The sequence below is a fragment of the Rhodococcus sp. KBS0724 genome (genome assembly GCF_005938745.2).
Taxonomy (GTDB): domain Bacteria; phylum Actinomycetota; class Actinomycetes; order Mycobacteriales; family Mycobacteriaceae; genus Rhodococcus_F.
Window position 1 is genome coordinate 2,080,001 of record NZ_VCBX02000001.1, and the last position, 15,073, is coordinate 2,095,073.

Here is a 15,073-nt window from a genome sequence, read left to right on the forward strand (position 1 = left end):
CCCCCAGTTGATCCAAGGATTTTCTGGCAGGTGTGTGGATGGGTAGGGGAGCGTCGTGTGGCCATGGAAGCGGCAGGGTGACCTAGCCGTGGAGGCCACACGAGTGAGAATGCAGGCATGAGTAGCGAAAGACGAGTGAGAAACTCGTCCGCCGAATGACCAAGGGTTCCTGGGCCAGGTTAATCCGCCCAGGGTGAGTCGGGACCTAAGACGAGGCCGACAGGCGTAGCCGATGGACAACGGGTTGATATTCCCGTACCCGTGTGAACGCGCCCATGGTGAATCAGTGATACTAACCGTCCTGAAGCCACGAGAAGACCTTCGGGTCTCGAGTTGGTGGATGCACGGGACCTGATCTGGTAGTAGCCAAGCGATGGGGTGACGCAGGAAGGTAGCTGGGCCGGTCAGTGGTAATACCGGTGTAAGCGTGTAGGGCGTGACCTAGGCAAATCCGGGTCGCATATAAGCCTGAGACGTGATGCGTAGCCGATTGAGGCGAATTCAGTGATCCTATGCTGCCGAGAAAAGCCTCTAGCGAGCTTTCACACGGCCCGTACCCCAAACCGACACAGGTGGTCAGGTAGAGAATACTAAGGCGATCGAGATAACTATGGTTAAGGAACTCGGCAAAATGCCCCCGTAACTTCGGGAGAAGGGGGGCCCTGTCTGGTGACGACATTTACTGTCTGAGCTGGGTGGGGCCGCAGAGACCAGTGAGAAGCGACTGTTTACTAAAAACACAGGTCCGTGCGAAGTCGTAAGACGATGTATACGGACTGACGCCTGCCCGGTGCTGGAAGGTTAAGAGGACCGGTTAGTTCTTCGGAGCGAAGCTGAGAATTTAAGCCCCAGTAAACGGCGGTGGTAACTATAACCATCCTAAGGTAGCGAAATTCCTTGTCGGGTAAGTTCCGACCTGCACGAATGGCGTAACGACTTCTCAGCTGTCTCAACCGTAGACTCGGCGAAATTGCATTACGAGTAAAGATGCTCGTTACGCGCGGCAGGACGAAAAGACCCCGGGACCTTCACTACAGCTTGGTATTGGTGTTCGGTTCGGTTTGTGTAGGATAGGTGGGAGACTGTGAAACGGTGACGCCAGTTATCGTGGAGTCGTTGTTGAAATACCACTCTGATCGAATTGGACCTCTAACCTCGGACCATGATCTGGTTCAGGGACAGTGCCTGGTGGGTAGTTTAACTGGGGCGGTTGCCTCCCAAAATGTAACGGAGGCGCCCAAAGGTTCCCTCAGCCTGGTTGGCAATCAGGTGTCGAGTGCAAGTGCACAAGGGAGCTTGACTGTGAGACTGACAGGTCGAGCAGGGACGAAAGTCGGGACTAGTGATCCGGCACCGGCAAGTGGAAGCGGTGTCGCTCAACGGATAAAAGGTACCCCGGGGATAACAGGCTGATCTTCCCCAAGAGTCCATATCGACGGGATGGTTTGGCACCTCGATGTCGGCTCGTCGCATCCTGGGGCTGGAGTAGGTCCCAAGGGTTGGGCTGTTCGCCCATTAAAGCGGCACGCGAGCTGGGTTTAGAACGTCGTGAGACAGTTCGGTCTCTATCCGCCGCGCGCGTAAGAAACTTGAGGAAGGCTGTCCCTAGTACGAGAGGACCGGGACGGACGAACCTCTGGTGTGCCAGTTGTTCCGCCAGGAGCACCGCTGGTTAGCTACGTTCGGAAGGGATAACCGCTGAAAGCATCTAAGCGGGAAGCCTGTTCCAAGATGAGGTTTCTCACCCCCTCGAGGGGGTAAGGCCCCCGGCAGACCACCGGGTTGATAGGCCAGAACTGGAAGTACAGTAATGTATGCAGGTGACTGGTACTAATAGGCCGAGGACTTACCACAAAGAAGCTACGCGTCCACTGTGCGGTATCTGAAACAACACACAGATACCTTGAGAAAACCTTGTTTTCTCCATCCCCCAACACCATTCATTGGTGTTGACGGGTGGTGAAACCACGGTGATCGACAGGAAAGTTACTGTGACAGTTTCATAGAGTTACGGCGGTCATAGCGAAGGGGAAACGCCCGGTCCCATTCCGAACCCGGAAGCTAAGCCCTTCAGCGCCGATGGTACTGCACTCGACAGGGTGTGGGAGAGTAGGACACCGCCGAACACAATTTACGAGAAAGCCCCCCAACCTTTGGTTGGGGGGCTTTTTCGTCGTTCCCGGACCCGTTTATCCCCGGGATCGGTTGTCCCCGGCACAAGTGGTCGGGGTGAACGTATCGCTCACCCCGCTGGACAGGGGCGACGGTACGTTCACGCGATGCCCGGGCGGGGAAAACCCGCCACCTGAAATCCTCCGAACGTACCGTTCGCTCAGTCCGTCGGCGGAACCGGGGCCGATACAAGGCCTGGCGCCGGCTCGCAAGGAATCGCAAGTTCTGTCTCTTCGAGACGACCGCGCAGTGTGATGCTGTCAGTGATTTGCCACTGGTCGGCTTCATCGCTGTGCGCGGCGGCTACAGCACGGCCTGAGGCTGCGAGATTCCCCGGTACTGTTTTGGCTACCTCGGAGAGGCGGGCCGCCTCGTTGACCGGGTCACCGATGACGGTGTACTCGAATCGTTCACGCGCACCGACATTTCCGGCAACCGCGATACCGGACGCAACACCGATCCCAGCCTTGATTTCGGGCACCTCGGCGCACAAACGAACCTGGATCTTTCGGGCCGCAGCGAGTGCGCTGCCGGCATGGTCGTCGATCCGGTTCGGTGCCCCGAAGATGGCAAGGGCCGCGTCACCCTCGAATTTGTTGACAAATCCGCCGTGTCCGTCCACCTCGTCGACGATGACGTCGAAGAACCTGTTGAGCAGTGCGACAACGGCGGTAGGAGTGTTGGTCGAGGCGATTGTGGTGGAACCGATCACGTCGACGAAGAGAACGGATACATCACGTTCCTCGCCGCCGAGTTCGGGATTCTGACGCATCGCGTTGGCCGCAACCTCATGTCCGACGTGTCGTCCGAACAGATCGCGGATACGTTCACGCTCCCGCAGTCCCTCGGCCATGCGATTGAAACCGGTTTGCAGCAAGCCCAATTCGGTGCCGTCGTAGACAACAACGTGAGCGCTCAGATCGCCGCGGGTGACCTGTTCCATGCCGCGCCGAACCGATCGGATGGGCGCCGCGGCCGATCGAATGTTGATGTAGGTCAACCCGAGTCCGACGCACAGGGTGATTCCGCCGATCACGAGGATGGCGATTGCGAGAGCTTGTCCGGATGCCGGCCGGATGAAGCTGAAGATCGCGATCAACATCAGACCGGTGACGGGGACACCGCTGCCGAGCATCCAGACCAGGATGGTGCGTCCGGTGATACCGAGCACTGCGGATTTGCGAGGCGTTCCGGATTCGAGGGCACGAGCGGCGATGGGACGAAGTGCGAACTCGCTGAGGAGATAGCAGAACGCACACGTCGTGATTCCGCTGAAAGCTATGGTGAACAACACTTTCGGGATGGTGTCGGCCTCGACGATCCCGTACATCGTGGTGAACGTGGCCAACGCCACAGTCCACAGGATTGCCTGAACTCTGGTCAGACGCCACGGTCCGCGCAGCGCGGCCCGTTGATTCTCGGCTGTCGGAGGGACGTTGTCCGTTGCCCAGCGAAGATCATGGATGAGTCGCGTAGTTCCCCAGAGCAACCCGACGATGAAGACGCACACAGTGAATACCGGCACTGCGATGAAGTTGATCCACGCGAACTCCGATCGCATGATGCTCGGCCCTGGAACGACAACACCGATCAGAACGACAGCCAGTAGGGACCCGATCAGATTTGTGACCAGGAGTGGAGCAGTGAGGAGGGCTTGGACGCGGATGCGTCGTCGGCGTGGACTCTCGTCTGTGGATCCGAGCAGCCACGACCCTAGAGGCGCGCTCGGGACGTTGCTTGGCTGCATAGTGTGTCGAGACTAGTCGCACCGATCGCTTAGGGTGGTGCAGTGCGCTTAGTTATTGCTCGTTGCCGTGTCGACTACGTAGGTCGATTGACCTCCCATCTCCCTACCGCCAGACGCCTTTTGTTGGTCAAAGCGGACGGTTCCGTCAGCATCCATGCCGATGACCGGGCGTATAAACCGCTGAACTGGATGAGTCCGCCGTGCTGGTTGGTCGAGACCAGCGGTGACAGCGACGACATTCTGTGGGTCGTGACCAACAAGGCCGGCGAAGAACTGCGGATCACCCTCGAAGAGGTCGAGCATGATTCGTCGTACGAGCTCGGTATCGATCCGGGTTTGATCAAGGACGGAGTCGAGGCGCACCTGCAGGAGCTTCTCGCTGAGCATGTCGAAACACTCGGTGCGGGCTACACCTTGGTACGACGCGAATACATGACGGCCATCGGGCCGGTCGACCTTCTGGTTCGTGACGCCGACGGAGCCTCGGTTGCCGTCGAGATCAAGCGTCGCGGTGAGATCGACGGTGTCGAACAGTTGACGAGGTACCTCGAATTGCTCAACCGTGATCCGCTGCTCGCGCCGGTTACGGGAGTGTTTGCGGCGCAACAGATCAAGCCGCAGGCCAAGACTTTGGCAACCGACCGCGGGATTCGCTGCCTCGTCCTCGATTACGAGGCGTTGCGCGGGACCGAGAGCACCGAGTTCCGGCTTTTCTAATGCCTCGCCGCAAACCGATGCCGAAGCAATCTCGTCGTACTGACAGTCGACGAGGTCCGGTCTCGGATGAGCCGAGGGGTGTGCTTTTCGGTGGGGCGGTAGTTCGTGAGGAACCCGGACCGGGCGGCGAGCTGTACATGGTTCGGCCGATTCCGGGAGCCAATGCGACGAAGTTTTATCGATGCCCCGGCTGTGACCACGACATCAGGCCGGGGGTCGCGCATGTGGTGACGTGGCCGTCGGAGCCGGGTGGGGCCGCAGAGCGTCGGCATTGGCACACCGGATGCTGGTCAGGCCGCGGTACCCGCGGCCTGACCAGACGGTGGTCTTGAGAGTCCGGAACGAACTGGTCTTGACGGATCAGTTTCGGGACTGCGCCCGCTGCTCGACTTCGCGTGTGTCGATTTCGGCAGTGTTGGTGTCTTCGATGCCGTCCGAGTCGTCGGTTTCCGGTTCCGACTCGGTGTAGCCGGACTCTTCGAACTCGTCGTCGGTGAATTCCGCGGCCGGGGGACTTGTCGGAGCGTCGAGCAATTCGCTCTCACGGTTGACGGAGGCGAGCATCGCGGGCACCGAATCGAGCTGACCGCGAATTCCCAGGAGTTGCGCGAGAATCCGGCCACGCAGAACCCGCAGTTCTTCGGCAAGTTCCTTGGCGTGAGCGATCTTTCGCTCGGACTGATCTGTCGCGGCCTGTAGGCGACGCTGAGCTTCGCGTGTGGCGTCGGTCAATCGTCGCTCGGCTTCTGCCTTGCTGGATGCCTCGAGTTCGTCGACTGCGGCAACAACCTTGGCGCGTCGTTCCGCCATAGAGATGTCGAAATCCTCGCGAATCTGAGTTCGCTTTGCCTCGGATTCGGCGGCCAGACGGTCGCGCTCGGCCTGCGCGGCTTCGACAATGCGCGCGGCTTCGGTTTTGGCCTGCAACATGGTCTGCTCGTGCATGGTTTCCATCGCGTTGCGACGGTCGTCGAGCTCGGCGATCAACGACTCGTAGTGCCCACGCAGGCGGGCACCGTCCTGTTCCGCGATGGAGGTCATTTCCGCTGCGTCAGCCTCGGCCTTGGCACGAACCTCGGACGCTTCGTCGGACGCCAGGCGGAGCATGCGGCTGATGCGATCGCTCATGCCCTCCGCGGTGGTGGGCGGAACGGACAGACGGTCGACGTCCTTACGGAGATCGTCGATGTCGTCGCGGGCGTCGTCAAGCTGCTTGGCAAGGTCGCGAGCTTGCGCGGCTGCGGCATCACGATCCGCAGCCGTCACACGCAGTTCTACGTCGAATCGCTCGAAGTAGTTGCGTACCTCGTCGCGGTCGTATCCCTTCCGTGCGATCTGAAACGGAAGTTGAATGGAACCGCGGTCCTGCTCGTATGCCATGGCGATAATCTACCTGGCATACCTGCAGGAGTCGGGGCTACTAGTGTGACGCGGCAGGTTCGACCAGTTCGACGAGTACACCGCCGGCGTCCTTCGGGTGGATGAAGTTGATGCGCGAGTTGGCGGTGCCGCGCCGCGGTGCGTCGTACAGCAACCGGACGCCGCGTGCTCGGAGCTCTTCGGAAATAGCTTCGATGTCGGTGACGCGGTATGCGAGCTGCTGCAGTCCGGGGCCACTGCGGTCGATGAACTTGGCGATTGTCGAGTTCTCGTCGAGGGGTGCGAGCAACTGGACGGCCGTGGAGCCCGCGGGTGCACCGACGACGGAGAGCATGGCTTCGCGCACGCCCTGTGCTTCGTTGACCTCTTCGTGGGTCGAGACCATGCCCAGGTGCTGGGTGTACCACGCGATGGCGACATCGAGATCGGGAACGGCAATTCCGACGTGGTCGATAGCGACGACGAGGTCGGAGGACAACGCTGCGAGAGCGGGGCTGGGGGAGGTCTGTGTCATACCGTTCACGGTAGCGCTACCGTTTAAGGAGTACACGTCGGGATGTGACTTGGCTCGTATACCACGTGCGTCCGAAGACTATGTCTCTTTTTGCAGCCGGAGGAAATCGTGACCAGTTCTGTGATTGTTGCCGGAGCCCGGACCCCGATGGGTCGATTGATGGGTTCCTTGAAGGATCTGTCCGGGTCCGATCTCGGTGGCATCGCCATCAAAGGCGCCCTGGACAAAGCCGGTGTCGCACCCGAGCAGGTCGAGTACGTCGTCATGGGGCAGGTCCTGACCGCCGGCGCCGGCCAGATGCCGGCCCGTCAGGCTGCCGTCGCCGCGGGCATCCCGATGAGCGTTCCCGCCCTGAGCATCAACAAGGTATGCCTCTCCGGTGTCGACGCCATCGCCCTGGCCGATCAGATGATCCGCGCCGGCGAATTCGACATCGTCGTCGCCGGCGGGCAGGAATCGATGTCCCGCGCACCGCACATGCTCGAAAAAAGCCGCGAAGGCTTCAAGTACGGCGACGTCACGATGCGTGACCACATGGCCTACGACGGCCTGCACGACATCTTCACCGACCAGGCGATGGGACTGCTCACCGAGCAGGTCAACCAACACGACGACACCCACATCACCCGCGCGGATCAGGACGCGTTCGCCGCAGCCTCACACCAGAACGCGGCCCGCGCCTGGAAGGACGGCCTCTTCGACAACGAAGTCGTCCCCGTCTCCATCCCGCAACGCAAAGGCGATCCGATCGTCTTCGCGCAGGACGAAGGCATCCGCGCCGACACCACCGCCGAATCCCTCGGCACGCTACGTCCCGCGTTCAGCAAGGACGGCACCATCACCGCCGGATCGGCATCGCCGATCTCCGACGGCGCCGCCGCCGTCGTGGTGATGAGCAAAACGAAGGCCGAAGAACTCGGCCTGGCCTGGATCGCGGAGATCGGTGCGCACGGTGTGGTCGCCGGACCGGATTCCACCCTGCAGTCCCAGCCGGCGCGGGCCATCGCGAAGGCCTGCGCGAAGGAAGGCATCACCCCCACCGATCTCGATCTCGTCGAGATCAACGAAGCGTTCGCCGCTGTCGGTATCGCCTCCACCCGTGAACTGGGCCTCGATCCGGCGAAGGTCAACGTCAACGGCGGCGCCATCGCCGTCGGGCACCCCCTCGGAATGTCCGGTGCCCGCATCGCCCTGCACCTGGCACTGGAATTGCAGCGCCGCGGCGGCGGAATCGGCGCGGCCGCACTGTGCGGCGGCGGCGGGCAGGGCGACGCCCTGATCATCCGCGTCCCCAAGGCCTGAGAACCTGTCTAAATACACCTGAACATCTCAGTTCGCTCTACGACGCCTCGTGGTATTCCTCACACCACTACGGGGCGTCGTAGTTGTTCGGGCACAATGGGGTTCATGGCGAACGTCTTCGATCTCAGTACCACCGCAAAGCGGTTCCGTTTTATTGCAGTCCTCGAGGCCTTCACGTGGCTCGGACTACTGGTGGGAATGGCGTTCAAGTACATCCCCGAAGAAGGAATGGTTGCGGGCGTCAAGATCTTCGGCCCCTTCCACGGTGCCGTGTTCGTCATTTACATCCTTGTTTCGCTCTGGACTGCAAAGCAGTTGAAGTGGAACCTGGTCACCACGTTCTGGGCGCTGTTCGCCAGCATCCCGCCGTTCGGCACGATCGTTTTCGAGGCGTGGGCCGCGCGTACGGGCAAGTTGGCGGAACTGTCCAAGACGAATACCGGCGTCGCGGACCCCGCGCTCGCCTGAGTGAAGTAGGCCTCTTCGAAGGTTCGGGCAACTCGTGACAAACTGGGACTTGTGACTCGACCAGGATCCAGGCCCCCCGCGCGTTCGTCCGCAGTTGCAGCCGCTATGAGCGGCGCAGTCGACTTGTCCGCTCTCAAGGAGCGGGCGACGGCCCCACCTCCGCGTAATCCCAGCGGCGACGGGGCCGTTTCTGCTGCCAACGGTTCTGTCGTCGAGGTGACGGAAGCGAACTTCGAGGCCGAAGTTCTGGTCAAGTCGAGCCAGGTACCCGTGATCGTCAACCTCGGTGGGCGTGCGTACGAACCGTCAGTCGTTTTCACCGAGGTGCTGGAGCGGTTGGCCGCTCAGGCCGGTGGTCAGTGGATTCTTGCGAACGTCGACGTCGACGTCAGCCCGCAGATCGCCCAGGCCTTCGGAATCCAGTCGGTACCGACGGTTGTTGCCGTCGCTGCCGGCCAGCCGTTGGCCGATTTCCAGGGCGCACAGCCCGAAGAGCAGTTGACTCAGTGGTTTGCCGCCGTTCTGCAAGCTACTGCCGGCAAGCTCAGTGGTCCTGTTCCGACGGCTGACAACGACGAACCCGAAGTGGAAGATCCACGGTTCGTTGCTGCCGAAACCGCTCTCGACGCCGGTGATCTCGACGGCGCGATCGCGGCATACCAGGTGATTCTCGACGCCGAGCCCGCTAACGCCGAGGCCCTCAACGCTGTTCGTCAGGTCAAGTTCATGGCGCGTGCCCAGAACACCGACCCTGATGCCGTTGCGGCCGCCGACGCAGATCCGTCGAATGCCGAACTGCAGTTCGCGGCAGCGGACCTGGAGATGGCCGGCCAGAAACCGGAAGCAGCGTTTGCCCGCCTCATCGGCGTCGTGTCACGTTCCGCCGGAGACGACAAGGCAGCAGCGCGGACGCGTCTGCTCGAACTCTTCGAATTGTTCGATCCCGCCGAGCCCATGGTGATGGCCGCGCGCCGCAAACTCGCCGCAGCGCTCTACTAGCCCTCCCTGACGACAGCCGCTATTCCGTATTGAAGGTCGTAGCCGTCCTTCGGCCGCTACTCCGTATAGCGGCTGTCGCAGGACACCTGCCCACCCAGCACTCCGGTACGGAAGGCGTCGACCCGGGCGAAGCCGCTCGGGACGGTGTCGCCGTTGACATCGCTGGCAGCCAACCCGTCCGTCAGGAGTCCGGAGACGGCTTCGTCGAGGTCGCCGGGGGACAGGGTGACCTGAGCACCGGACTCGGCCGCGTTGGTGGGGCTCAGCGCCGCTGTGATCACTCCGGCCAGGCAAGCCGCCCGCAGCGCGGTCTGTGGTGTGTCCAGTGCCTGGCCGCGTTCCTGCTGTATCGCCAGGGTGTACCGCGACGCGAGCAGCACGTACGCGTTGTAGTCGCCGGTGATGTCGGTCTGCATCAATTCGCGTCGACCGACCCGTCCTGGTGTTCCGCGTTCCGCCAATTCGTCGACGCTGATGCCGATGGTGTTGGTCGAGGGGCAGAACGAGACCGGTTCGGTGGCGACGGCGTCGGCGCATCCGGTATCCGCGCCGTCGAAGGTGACTGTAGGTGGATTCTCCAGTTCGAAGACCGACTGGAACGTCGTCAGGAACTCCTGCAGTGTTTCCTCGGTGACGGGGAGTTCTCCGGAATCGCCTTCGGAGTCGAATGTCTGGGGCAGTTCGGCCCGTCGGGATTCTATTTCTTCCTGGTCTATCCGCGTGCAGGCGGACGCGCCGTCGGTGAATCCGATCTGTGTTGCAGTGACGCGTTCGAACGCGGAACCGTGGTGTGAGTCGGGATCGTTGGGATCGTCGTCACGGATAGCGACGGCAGAGGCGAGCACCTTGTTCAGACCGTCGGATGTGTTCATGGTGAAGTGTGCTGCCTTGTCCTCGGCAACGTGCCGCAGGAACGCGCCGCCGAAGCAGTCGGCTTGCTGTTCACGCACCAGGGCCGATTCGGACCCACCTTTGACGATTCCGGCTTTGCGCTGGACCGCGTGGCCGTATTCGTGCGCGAAGATGAACGCGACGGCAACGTCCCCGAACTTTTCCTGCACCTCGGGAAGGAGCAGTTCGCGATCCCAGCCGATGGTGTGGTCGAGGCTGCAGTAGCCGGCGTTGATGAGGTCTTCGGTGGTCTCTTCGCAGAAGTCCGGGCCGTTCGATTCGGTGGGATCCCATGAGATCAGCTTGTCGACGGGTTCGAACGGCTCGTTGAACAGGGCCGGATACTGCGTGTTCCAAAAGGTTTCGATGTCGGTGATCGCGTTGGCGGCGAGGGCATCGATCGCGCCGCCGTCGGTGCCGACGATGTCACGTTCAGCGTCGGGCGCACCGGGCCGCAGACCGCTCGGACCAGACGACGCGTCGAGTCCGGCGACGCGGAAAGGGTCGTGGTAGATCGAGACGGCGTGACCGCTCGACGACTGGGAACAGCCGGTCAGTACGGCAGCAGTTGCCAACAACGACGAAGTGACTAGTGCTGCTCGCCGGCCCACCATCAACGCTCCAGACTGATCCATATCGCGCCGTTGGCCGGCAGTGCGACCTGAGCTGACGCCGGCCGACCGTGCCACGACTGCGACGTCGCTGTGACCGCACCGAGGTTGCCCACCCCCGAGCCGCCGTACGCCTGCGCGTCGGTGTTGAGGATTTCCACCCATCGGCCGGGCTCCGGTAGCCCGACGCGGTAGCTCGAGTGTTCGCTGCCCGAGAAGTTGAAGAGGCAGGCGACAATCGAGCCGTCAGTACCGTAACGCAGAAAACTCAGGACGTTGTTCTCGGTGTCGTTGGCGTCGATCCACGAGTAACCCCCTGGTGAGGTGTCCAGGGTCCACATTGCCGGATGTCGGCGGTACGCGGCGTTGAGATCGCTGACCAGCTGTACGGCGCCGCGGTGGAGATTGCCGGTGTTCGGGTCGTCGAGTTGCCACCAGTCGAGGCCTCGTTCTTCGGACCACTCGGCGGTCTGGCCGAACTCCTGGCCCATGAACAGGAGCTGCTTGCCCGGGTGCGCCCACATGTAGGCGAGGAGTGCGCGAAGCCCCGCGGCTTTGGCGAAATCGTTGCCGGGCATTCGTGTCCACAAGGTTCCCTTGCCGTGGACGACCTCGTCGTGGCTGATGGGCAGCAGGTAGTTTTCGCTCCACGCGTACATCAGGGAGAAGGTGATCTCGTGATGGTGGTAGGTGCGGTGGACGGGATCGCGGCCCAGGAATCCCAGGGTGTCGTGCATCCACCCCATGTTCCATTTCATGTTGAATCCGAGTCCGCCGACATTGGTCGCGCGGGTGACGCCAGGCCAGGCGGTCGATTCTTCGGCGATGGTGACAACGCCACGATGTTTCTTGTGGACGGTGGCGTTCATCTCCTGAAGGAAGGCAACTGCTTCCAGGTTCTCGCGGCCACCGTGAATGTTGGGAGTCCAGCCGCCTTCGGGGCGGGAGTAATCCAGGTAGAGCATGGATGCGACCGCATCGACGCGCAGGCCGTCGATGTGGAATTCGTCGAGCCAGAACAGTGCGTTGGCGACGAGGAAGTTGCGGACCTCGCGTCGACCGAAGTCGAATACGTATGTGCCCCAGTCCAACTGCTCACCGCGTTGCGGATCGGCATGTTCGTAGAGCGGAGTGCCGTCGAAACGGGCCAGTGCCCATTCGTCCTTGGGGAAGTGGGCCGGAACCCAGTCGACGAGTACGCCGATCCCCGCGGCGTGGAGGTGATCGACAAACCAGCGGAAATCGTCGGGTGTCCCGAACCTCGCGGTCGGGGCGTAGTACGACGTGACCTGATATCCCCAGGAACCGCCGAACGGGTGCTCGGCGACCGGGAGCAATTCGACGTGCGTGAACCCGGTTTCGGTGACGTACTGTGCGAGTTGCTCGGCCATCTGCCGGTAGTCGAGGCCGGGGCGCCAGGATCCGAGATGCACTTCGTACACACTCATCGGTGACTGCGCGGGGTCGACGTGAGCGCGGGCCTCCAGCCACTCTGCGTCGTGCCAGACGTGGGAACTGGTGCTCACTCGAGACGCCGTCGCGGGCGGTACCTCGGTGGCGAAGGCCATGGGGTCGGCCTTGTCTGCCACCGAACCGTCTCGCCCGTGGACGCGGAACTTGTACAGTTCGCCTGCCGCGATTCCGGGCAGGAACAGTTCCCAGACCCCCGTCGAACCGAGGACGCGCATGGGCGCGAATTGCCCACCCCAGCCGTCGAAGTCGCCGATAACGGTGACTCCCCGGGCGGCGGGTGCCCACACGGCAAACGAGGTTCCCTCGACCACGCCGTCAGGCGTTTCGTATCTGCGCGGGTGAGCGCCGAGGATATCCCACAGGCGTTCGTGCCGGCCCTCGCCGAAGAGATGGAGATCAAGTTCGCCGAGGGTGGGGAGGAATCGGTACGGATCTGCGACGACGACGGTATGCCCACCCGGGTAGGTGACCGAGTATCGATAGTCCATGAGGTCGGGGAAGGGAACCAGCGCAGCGAAGACGCCGCCCGAAATGTGGTGGAGAGGAAATGTCTTCCCACCGATGACGGCGTCGACCGACTCGGCGTGTGGCCGAAGCGTACGCAGCACGGTTCCGTCCGGGTGGGGGTGCGCGCCGAGGACGCTGTGCGGGTCGTGGTGTTCACCGCGGGCAAGCAGTTCCAGATCGTGGAGTGCAGGCGCAACTCCGGCAGGCAGTTCGGCGGCCATCATTTACCTCCGCGGTATGCCAGGGAAGTTCTGGCGGGGTAGGGAACTGGCGGTAGCGCAAGAATGTGGGCGACGGACCGCCACGGCTCTAGTCGAACGAAATTTGCTTGGCCCCACTGGTATTGCTCGCCGCTTACTTCGTCGAGCACGCTCAGGTGGTCTTGCCATTCGCGACCGAGCGCCGGCATGTCCAGCCAGACCGTTCCCTCTTCCGCGGCAAACGGATTGAGGTTGACGACGGTGAGTACGGCATCGCCGGTGATCGGATCGAACTTCGAGTAGGCGATGATCGCGTCGTTGTCGATGTGGTGGAAGTGCAGGTTGCGGAGTTGTTGCAGGGCGGGGTGTGCGCGGCGGATTCGGTTGAGCGTGGTGATCCAGGGTTCGAGGGATTCGCCCCTGGCAGTTGCTTCCGCGAACCGCCGCGGACGTAGTTCGTACTTCTCCGAGTCCAGATACTCTTCGCTGCCGGGACGCACAGCCTGGTGCTCGTAGAGTTCGTACCCCGAGTAGACGCCCCACGTCGGTGCCAGTGTGGCGGCGAGAGCTGCTCGCAGCGCGAACATTCCGGGGCCGCCGTGCTGCAGGGACTCGTGCAGGATGTCCGGGGTGTTCACGAAGAGATTGGGGCGCGCCTCGTCGGCTTTTGCCGCGAGTTCGTTGCCGAATTCCGTCAGTTCCCACTTGGCGACGCGCCAGGTGAAGTACGTGTACGACTGCGTGAAGCCGCGTCGGGCGAGGCCATACATGCGGGCCGGCCGGGTGAACGCCTCGGCCAGGAAGAGCACGTCCGGATCGGATTTCTTGACTTCGGCGATCAGCTTTTCCCAGAAGTTGGGCGGCTTGGTGTGGGGGTTGTCGACCCGAAAGATCTTGACGCCCGCGTTGATCCAGTGGCGAACGACGCGGAGGATTTCCTTGTCCAACCCGTCTGGGTCGATGTCGAAGTTGATCGGATAGATGTCCTGGTACTTCTTCGGCGGGTTCTCCGCGTATGCGATGGTGCCGTCGGGCAGAACGTTGAACCACTCGGGATGCTTTGCCGCCCACGGATGATCGGGTGCGCACTGGAGCGCGAGGTCGAGTGCCACCTCGAGGTCGAGTTTGCGTGCCCGCGATACAAACGCCTTGAAGTCCTTGAGCGTTCCGAGTTCCGGATGGACCGCGTCGTGTCCACCTTCGGCAGATCCGATGGCCCACGGAGATCCGACATCGTCGGGTTCGGGAGTGAGTGTGTTGTTGCGGCCCTTGCGATTGATCTCACCGATCGGGTGGATCGGCGGGAGGTAGACAACGTCGAAACCCATTGCGGCAATGCGCGGTAGATCCTCCGACGCGGTCTTGAAGGTGCCGTGCTTGGGCGCCCCGTTCTCGTCCCAGCCGCCGGTGGAGCGGGGGAAGAATTCGTACCACGATCCGAACAGTGCTCGGTGGCGGTCGACCAGTACGGTGTGCGGTTCGCCCTTGGTGATGAGTTCGCGTAGGGGATGCGCGCGAAGCAACTCGGCGACGTCGGATGCAAACGCTGGGGCGACTCGGGCCGTCACAGGTGCGGTGCTGCGCAGCGACGCCGTCACCGCCTCGAGCTTCGAGCGATTGGCGCGGGGCTGTTCCTGGGCGGCTTTCTCGAAGAGCCGCGCGCCGATCTCGAGGTCGTTGGCCAGCTCGGCCGGACCTTGCCCGACGGACAGTTTGGCTTCGACGGCGTGCTTCCAGGTCGCGACGGGATCACTCCACGCCTCGATCCGAAACGTCCAGAGTCCCTCGGCGGACGGGACGAACACGGCGTCGACGGTGTCCGGTTCGCTGCCCGGGTCCATCTGGATCCGTAGTGGTTTGGTTCCACGGGGTCCGCGCACGGTGAGGGTGGCCGCAACTGCGTCGTGGCCCTCTCGCCACACGGTGGCATGTACGGGAAACACTTCACCCACTACGGCCTTGGCTGGATAGTTACCCGAGATCGCGGGTACCACGTCGTCGATACCGAGGCGTCCTGTCACGGGAAGCTCCATTTCTGATGGTGGAGTGTTACTGGTGTGGCCGAGTTCAACCGTAGTGGGTACAGCGCCTT

11 protein-coding genes and 2 rRNA genes (1 of these 13 only partly in view) are annotated in these 15,073 nt (G+C 62.3%); 7 read left to right on the top strand and 6 right to left on the bottom strand.

Annotated features, from left to right (window positions below; all coding sequences use genetic code 11):
• Both FFI94_RS09600 and rrf read left to right on the top strand, forming a co-directional pair.
• Window positions 1–1,854 (top strand): 23S ribosomal RNA (locus FFI94_RS09600); it begins 1,280 nt to the left of the window's first position.
• A gap of 155 nt (window positions 1,855–2,009) precedes the next feature.
• Window positions 2,010–2,126 (top strand): 5S ribosomal RNA (gene rrf, locus FFI94_RS09605).
• 206 nt (window positions 2,127–2,332) lie between these two features.
• Here the strand turns inward: rrf and FFI94_RS09610 are convergent.
• Complete coding sequence (locus FFI94_RS09610) at window positions 2,333–3,919, bottom strand: adenylate/guanylate cyclase domain-containing protein (RefSeq protein ID WP_138872761.1); 1,587 nt, start codon at window positions 3,917–3,919, stop codon at window positions 2,333–2,335.
• 42 nt (window positions 3,920–3,961) lie between these two features.
• On the opposite strand from FFI94_RS09610, the gene nucS reads away from it, so the two are divergent.
• Both nucS and FFI94_RS34160 read left to right on the top strand, forming a co-directional pair.
• Window positions 3,962–4,636, top strand: a complete 675-nt coding sequence (gene nucS / locus FFI94_RS09615; RefSeq protein WP_138872762.1) for an endonuclease NucS — start codon at window positions 3,962–3,964, stop codon at window positions 4,634–4,636.
• Entirely contained in the window at window positions 4,636–4,968 is a 333-nt protein-coding gene (locus tag FFI94_RS34160) for an ATP/GTP-binding protein (RefSeq protein WP_080711916.1), read from the top strand. The genes nucS and FFI94_RS34160 overlap by 1 nt, the downstream gene beginning before the upstream one ends.
• Before the next feature lie 28 nt (window positions 4,969–4,996).
• Here the strand turns inward: FFI94_RS34160 and FFI94_RS09625 are convergent, their stop codons facing one another.
• The gene (locus FFI94_RS09625) at window positions 4,997–6,016 is read right to left on the bottom strand and encodes a hypothetical protein (RefSeq protein ID WP_138872763.1); all 1,020 of its coding nucleotides are present in this window, start codon (window positions 6,014–6,016) and stop codon (window positions 4,997–4,999) included.
• Window positions 6,017–6,056: 40 nt separating this feature from the next.
• Window positions 6,057–6,530 (bottom strand): methylmalonyl-CoA epimerase, encoded by a 474-nt coding sequence (mce, locus tag FFI94_RS09630; RefSeq protein WP_138872764.1) that lies wholly within the window; start codon window positions 6,528–6,530, stop codon window positions 6,057–6,059.
• Window positions 6,531–6,638: 108 nt separating this feature from the next.
• On the opposite strand from mce, the gene FFI94_RS09635 reads away from it, so the two are divergent.
• The 3 genes from FFI94_RS09635 (at window position 6,639) to FFI94_RS09645 (ending at window position 9,299) form a co-directional block, all read left to right on the top strand.
• Window positions 6,639–7,832 carry an acetyl-CoA C-acetyltransferase gene (locus FFI94_RS09635; protein WP_138872765.1) on the top strand — a complete coding sequence of 398 codons (1,194 nt, stop codon included), beginning with the start codon at window positions 6,639–6,641 and terminating at the stop codon, window positions 7,830–7,832.
• A gap of 105 nt (window positions 7,833–7,937) precedes the next feature.
• On the top strand, window positions 7,938–8,300 hold the full coding sequence (locus FFI94_RS09640) for a DUF3817 domain-containing protein (RefSeq protein ID WP_138872766.1): 363 nt from the start codon (window positions 7,938–7,940) through the stop codon (window positions 8,298–8,300).
• A 105-nt stretch (window positions 8,301–8,405) separates the two neighbouring features.
• Entirely contained in the window at window positions 8,406–9,299 is an 894-nt protein-coding gene (locus FFI94_RS09645; RefSeq protein WP_138872767.1) for a tetratricopeptide repeat protein, read from the top strand.
• 56 nt (window positions 9,300–9,355) lie between these two features.
• Here the strand turns inward: FFI94_RS09645 and FFI94_RS09650 are convergent, their stop codons facing one another.
• From FFI94_RS09650 to FFI94_RS09660, 3 genes are read right to left on the bottom strand one after another with little or no spacing between them, the layout of a single operon-like run.
• A complete protein-coding gene (locus FFI94_RS09650; RefSeq protein WP_138873696.1) occupies window positions 9,356–10,804 on the bottom strand; it encodes a neutral zinc metallopeptidase in 1,449 nt (482 codons plus the stop codon).
• Window positions 10,804–13,002: a 1,4-alpha-glucan branching protein GlgB gene (gene glgB / locus FFI94_RS09655; RefSeq protein WP_138872768.1), complete on the bottom strand. Its 2,199-nt coding sequence runs from the start codon at window positions 13,000–13,002 to the stop codon at window positions 10,804–10,806. Before glgB ends, FFI94_RS09650 begins: the two co-directional genes overlap by 1 nt.
• Window positions 13,002–15,002: a maltotransferase domain-containing protein gene (locus tag FFI94_RS09660; RefSeq protein WP_138872769.1), complete on the bottom strand. Its 2,001-nt coding sequence runs from the start codon at window positions 15,000–15,002 to the stop codon at window positions 13,002–13,004. The genes glgB and FFI94_RS09660 overlap by 1 nt, the downstream gene beginning before the upstream one ends.
• Window positions 15,003–15,073: the final 71 nt, after the last annotated feature.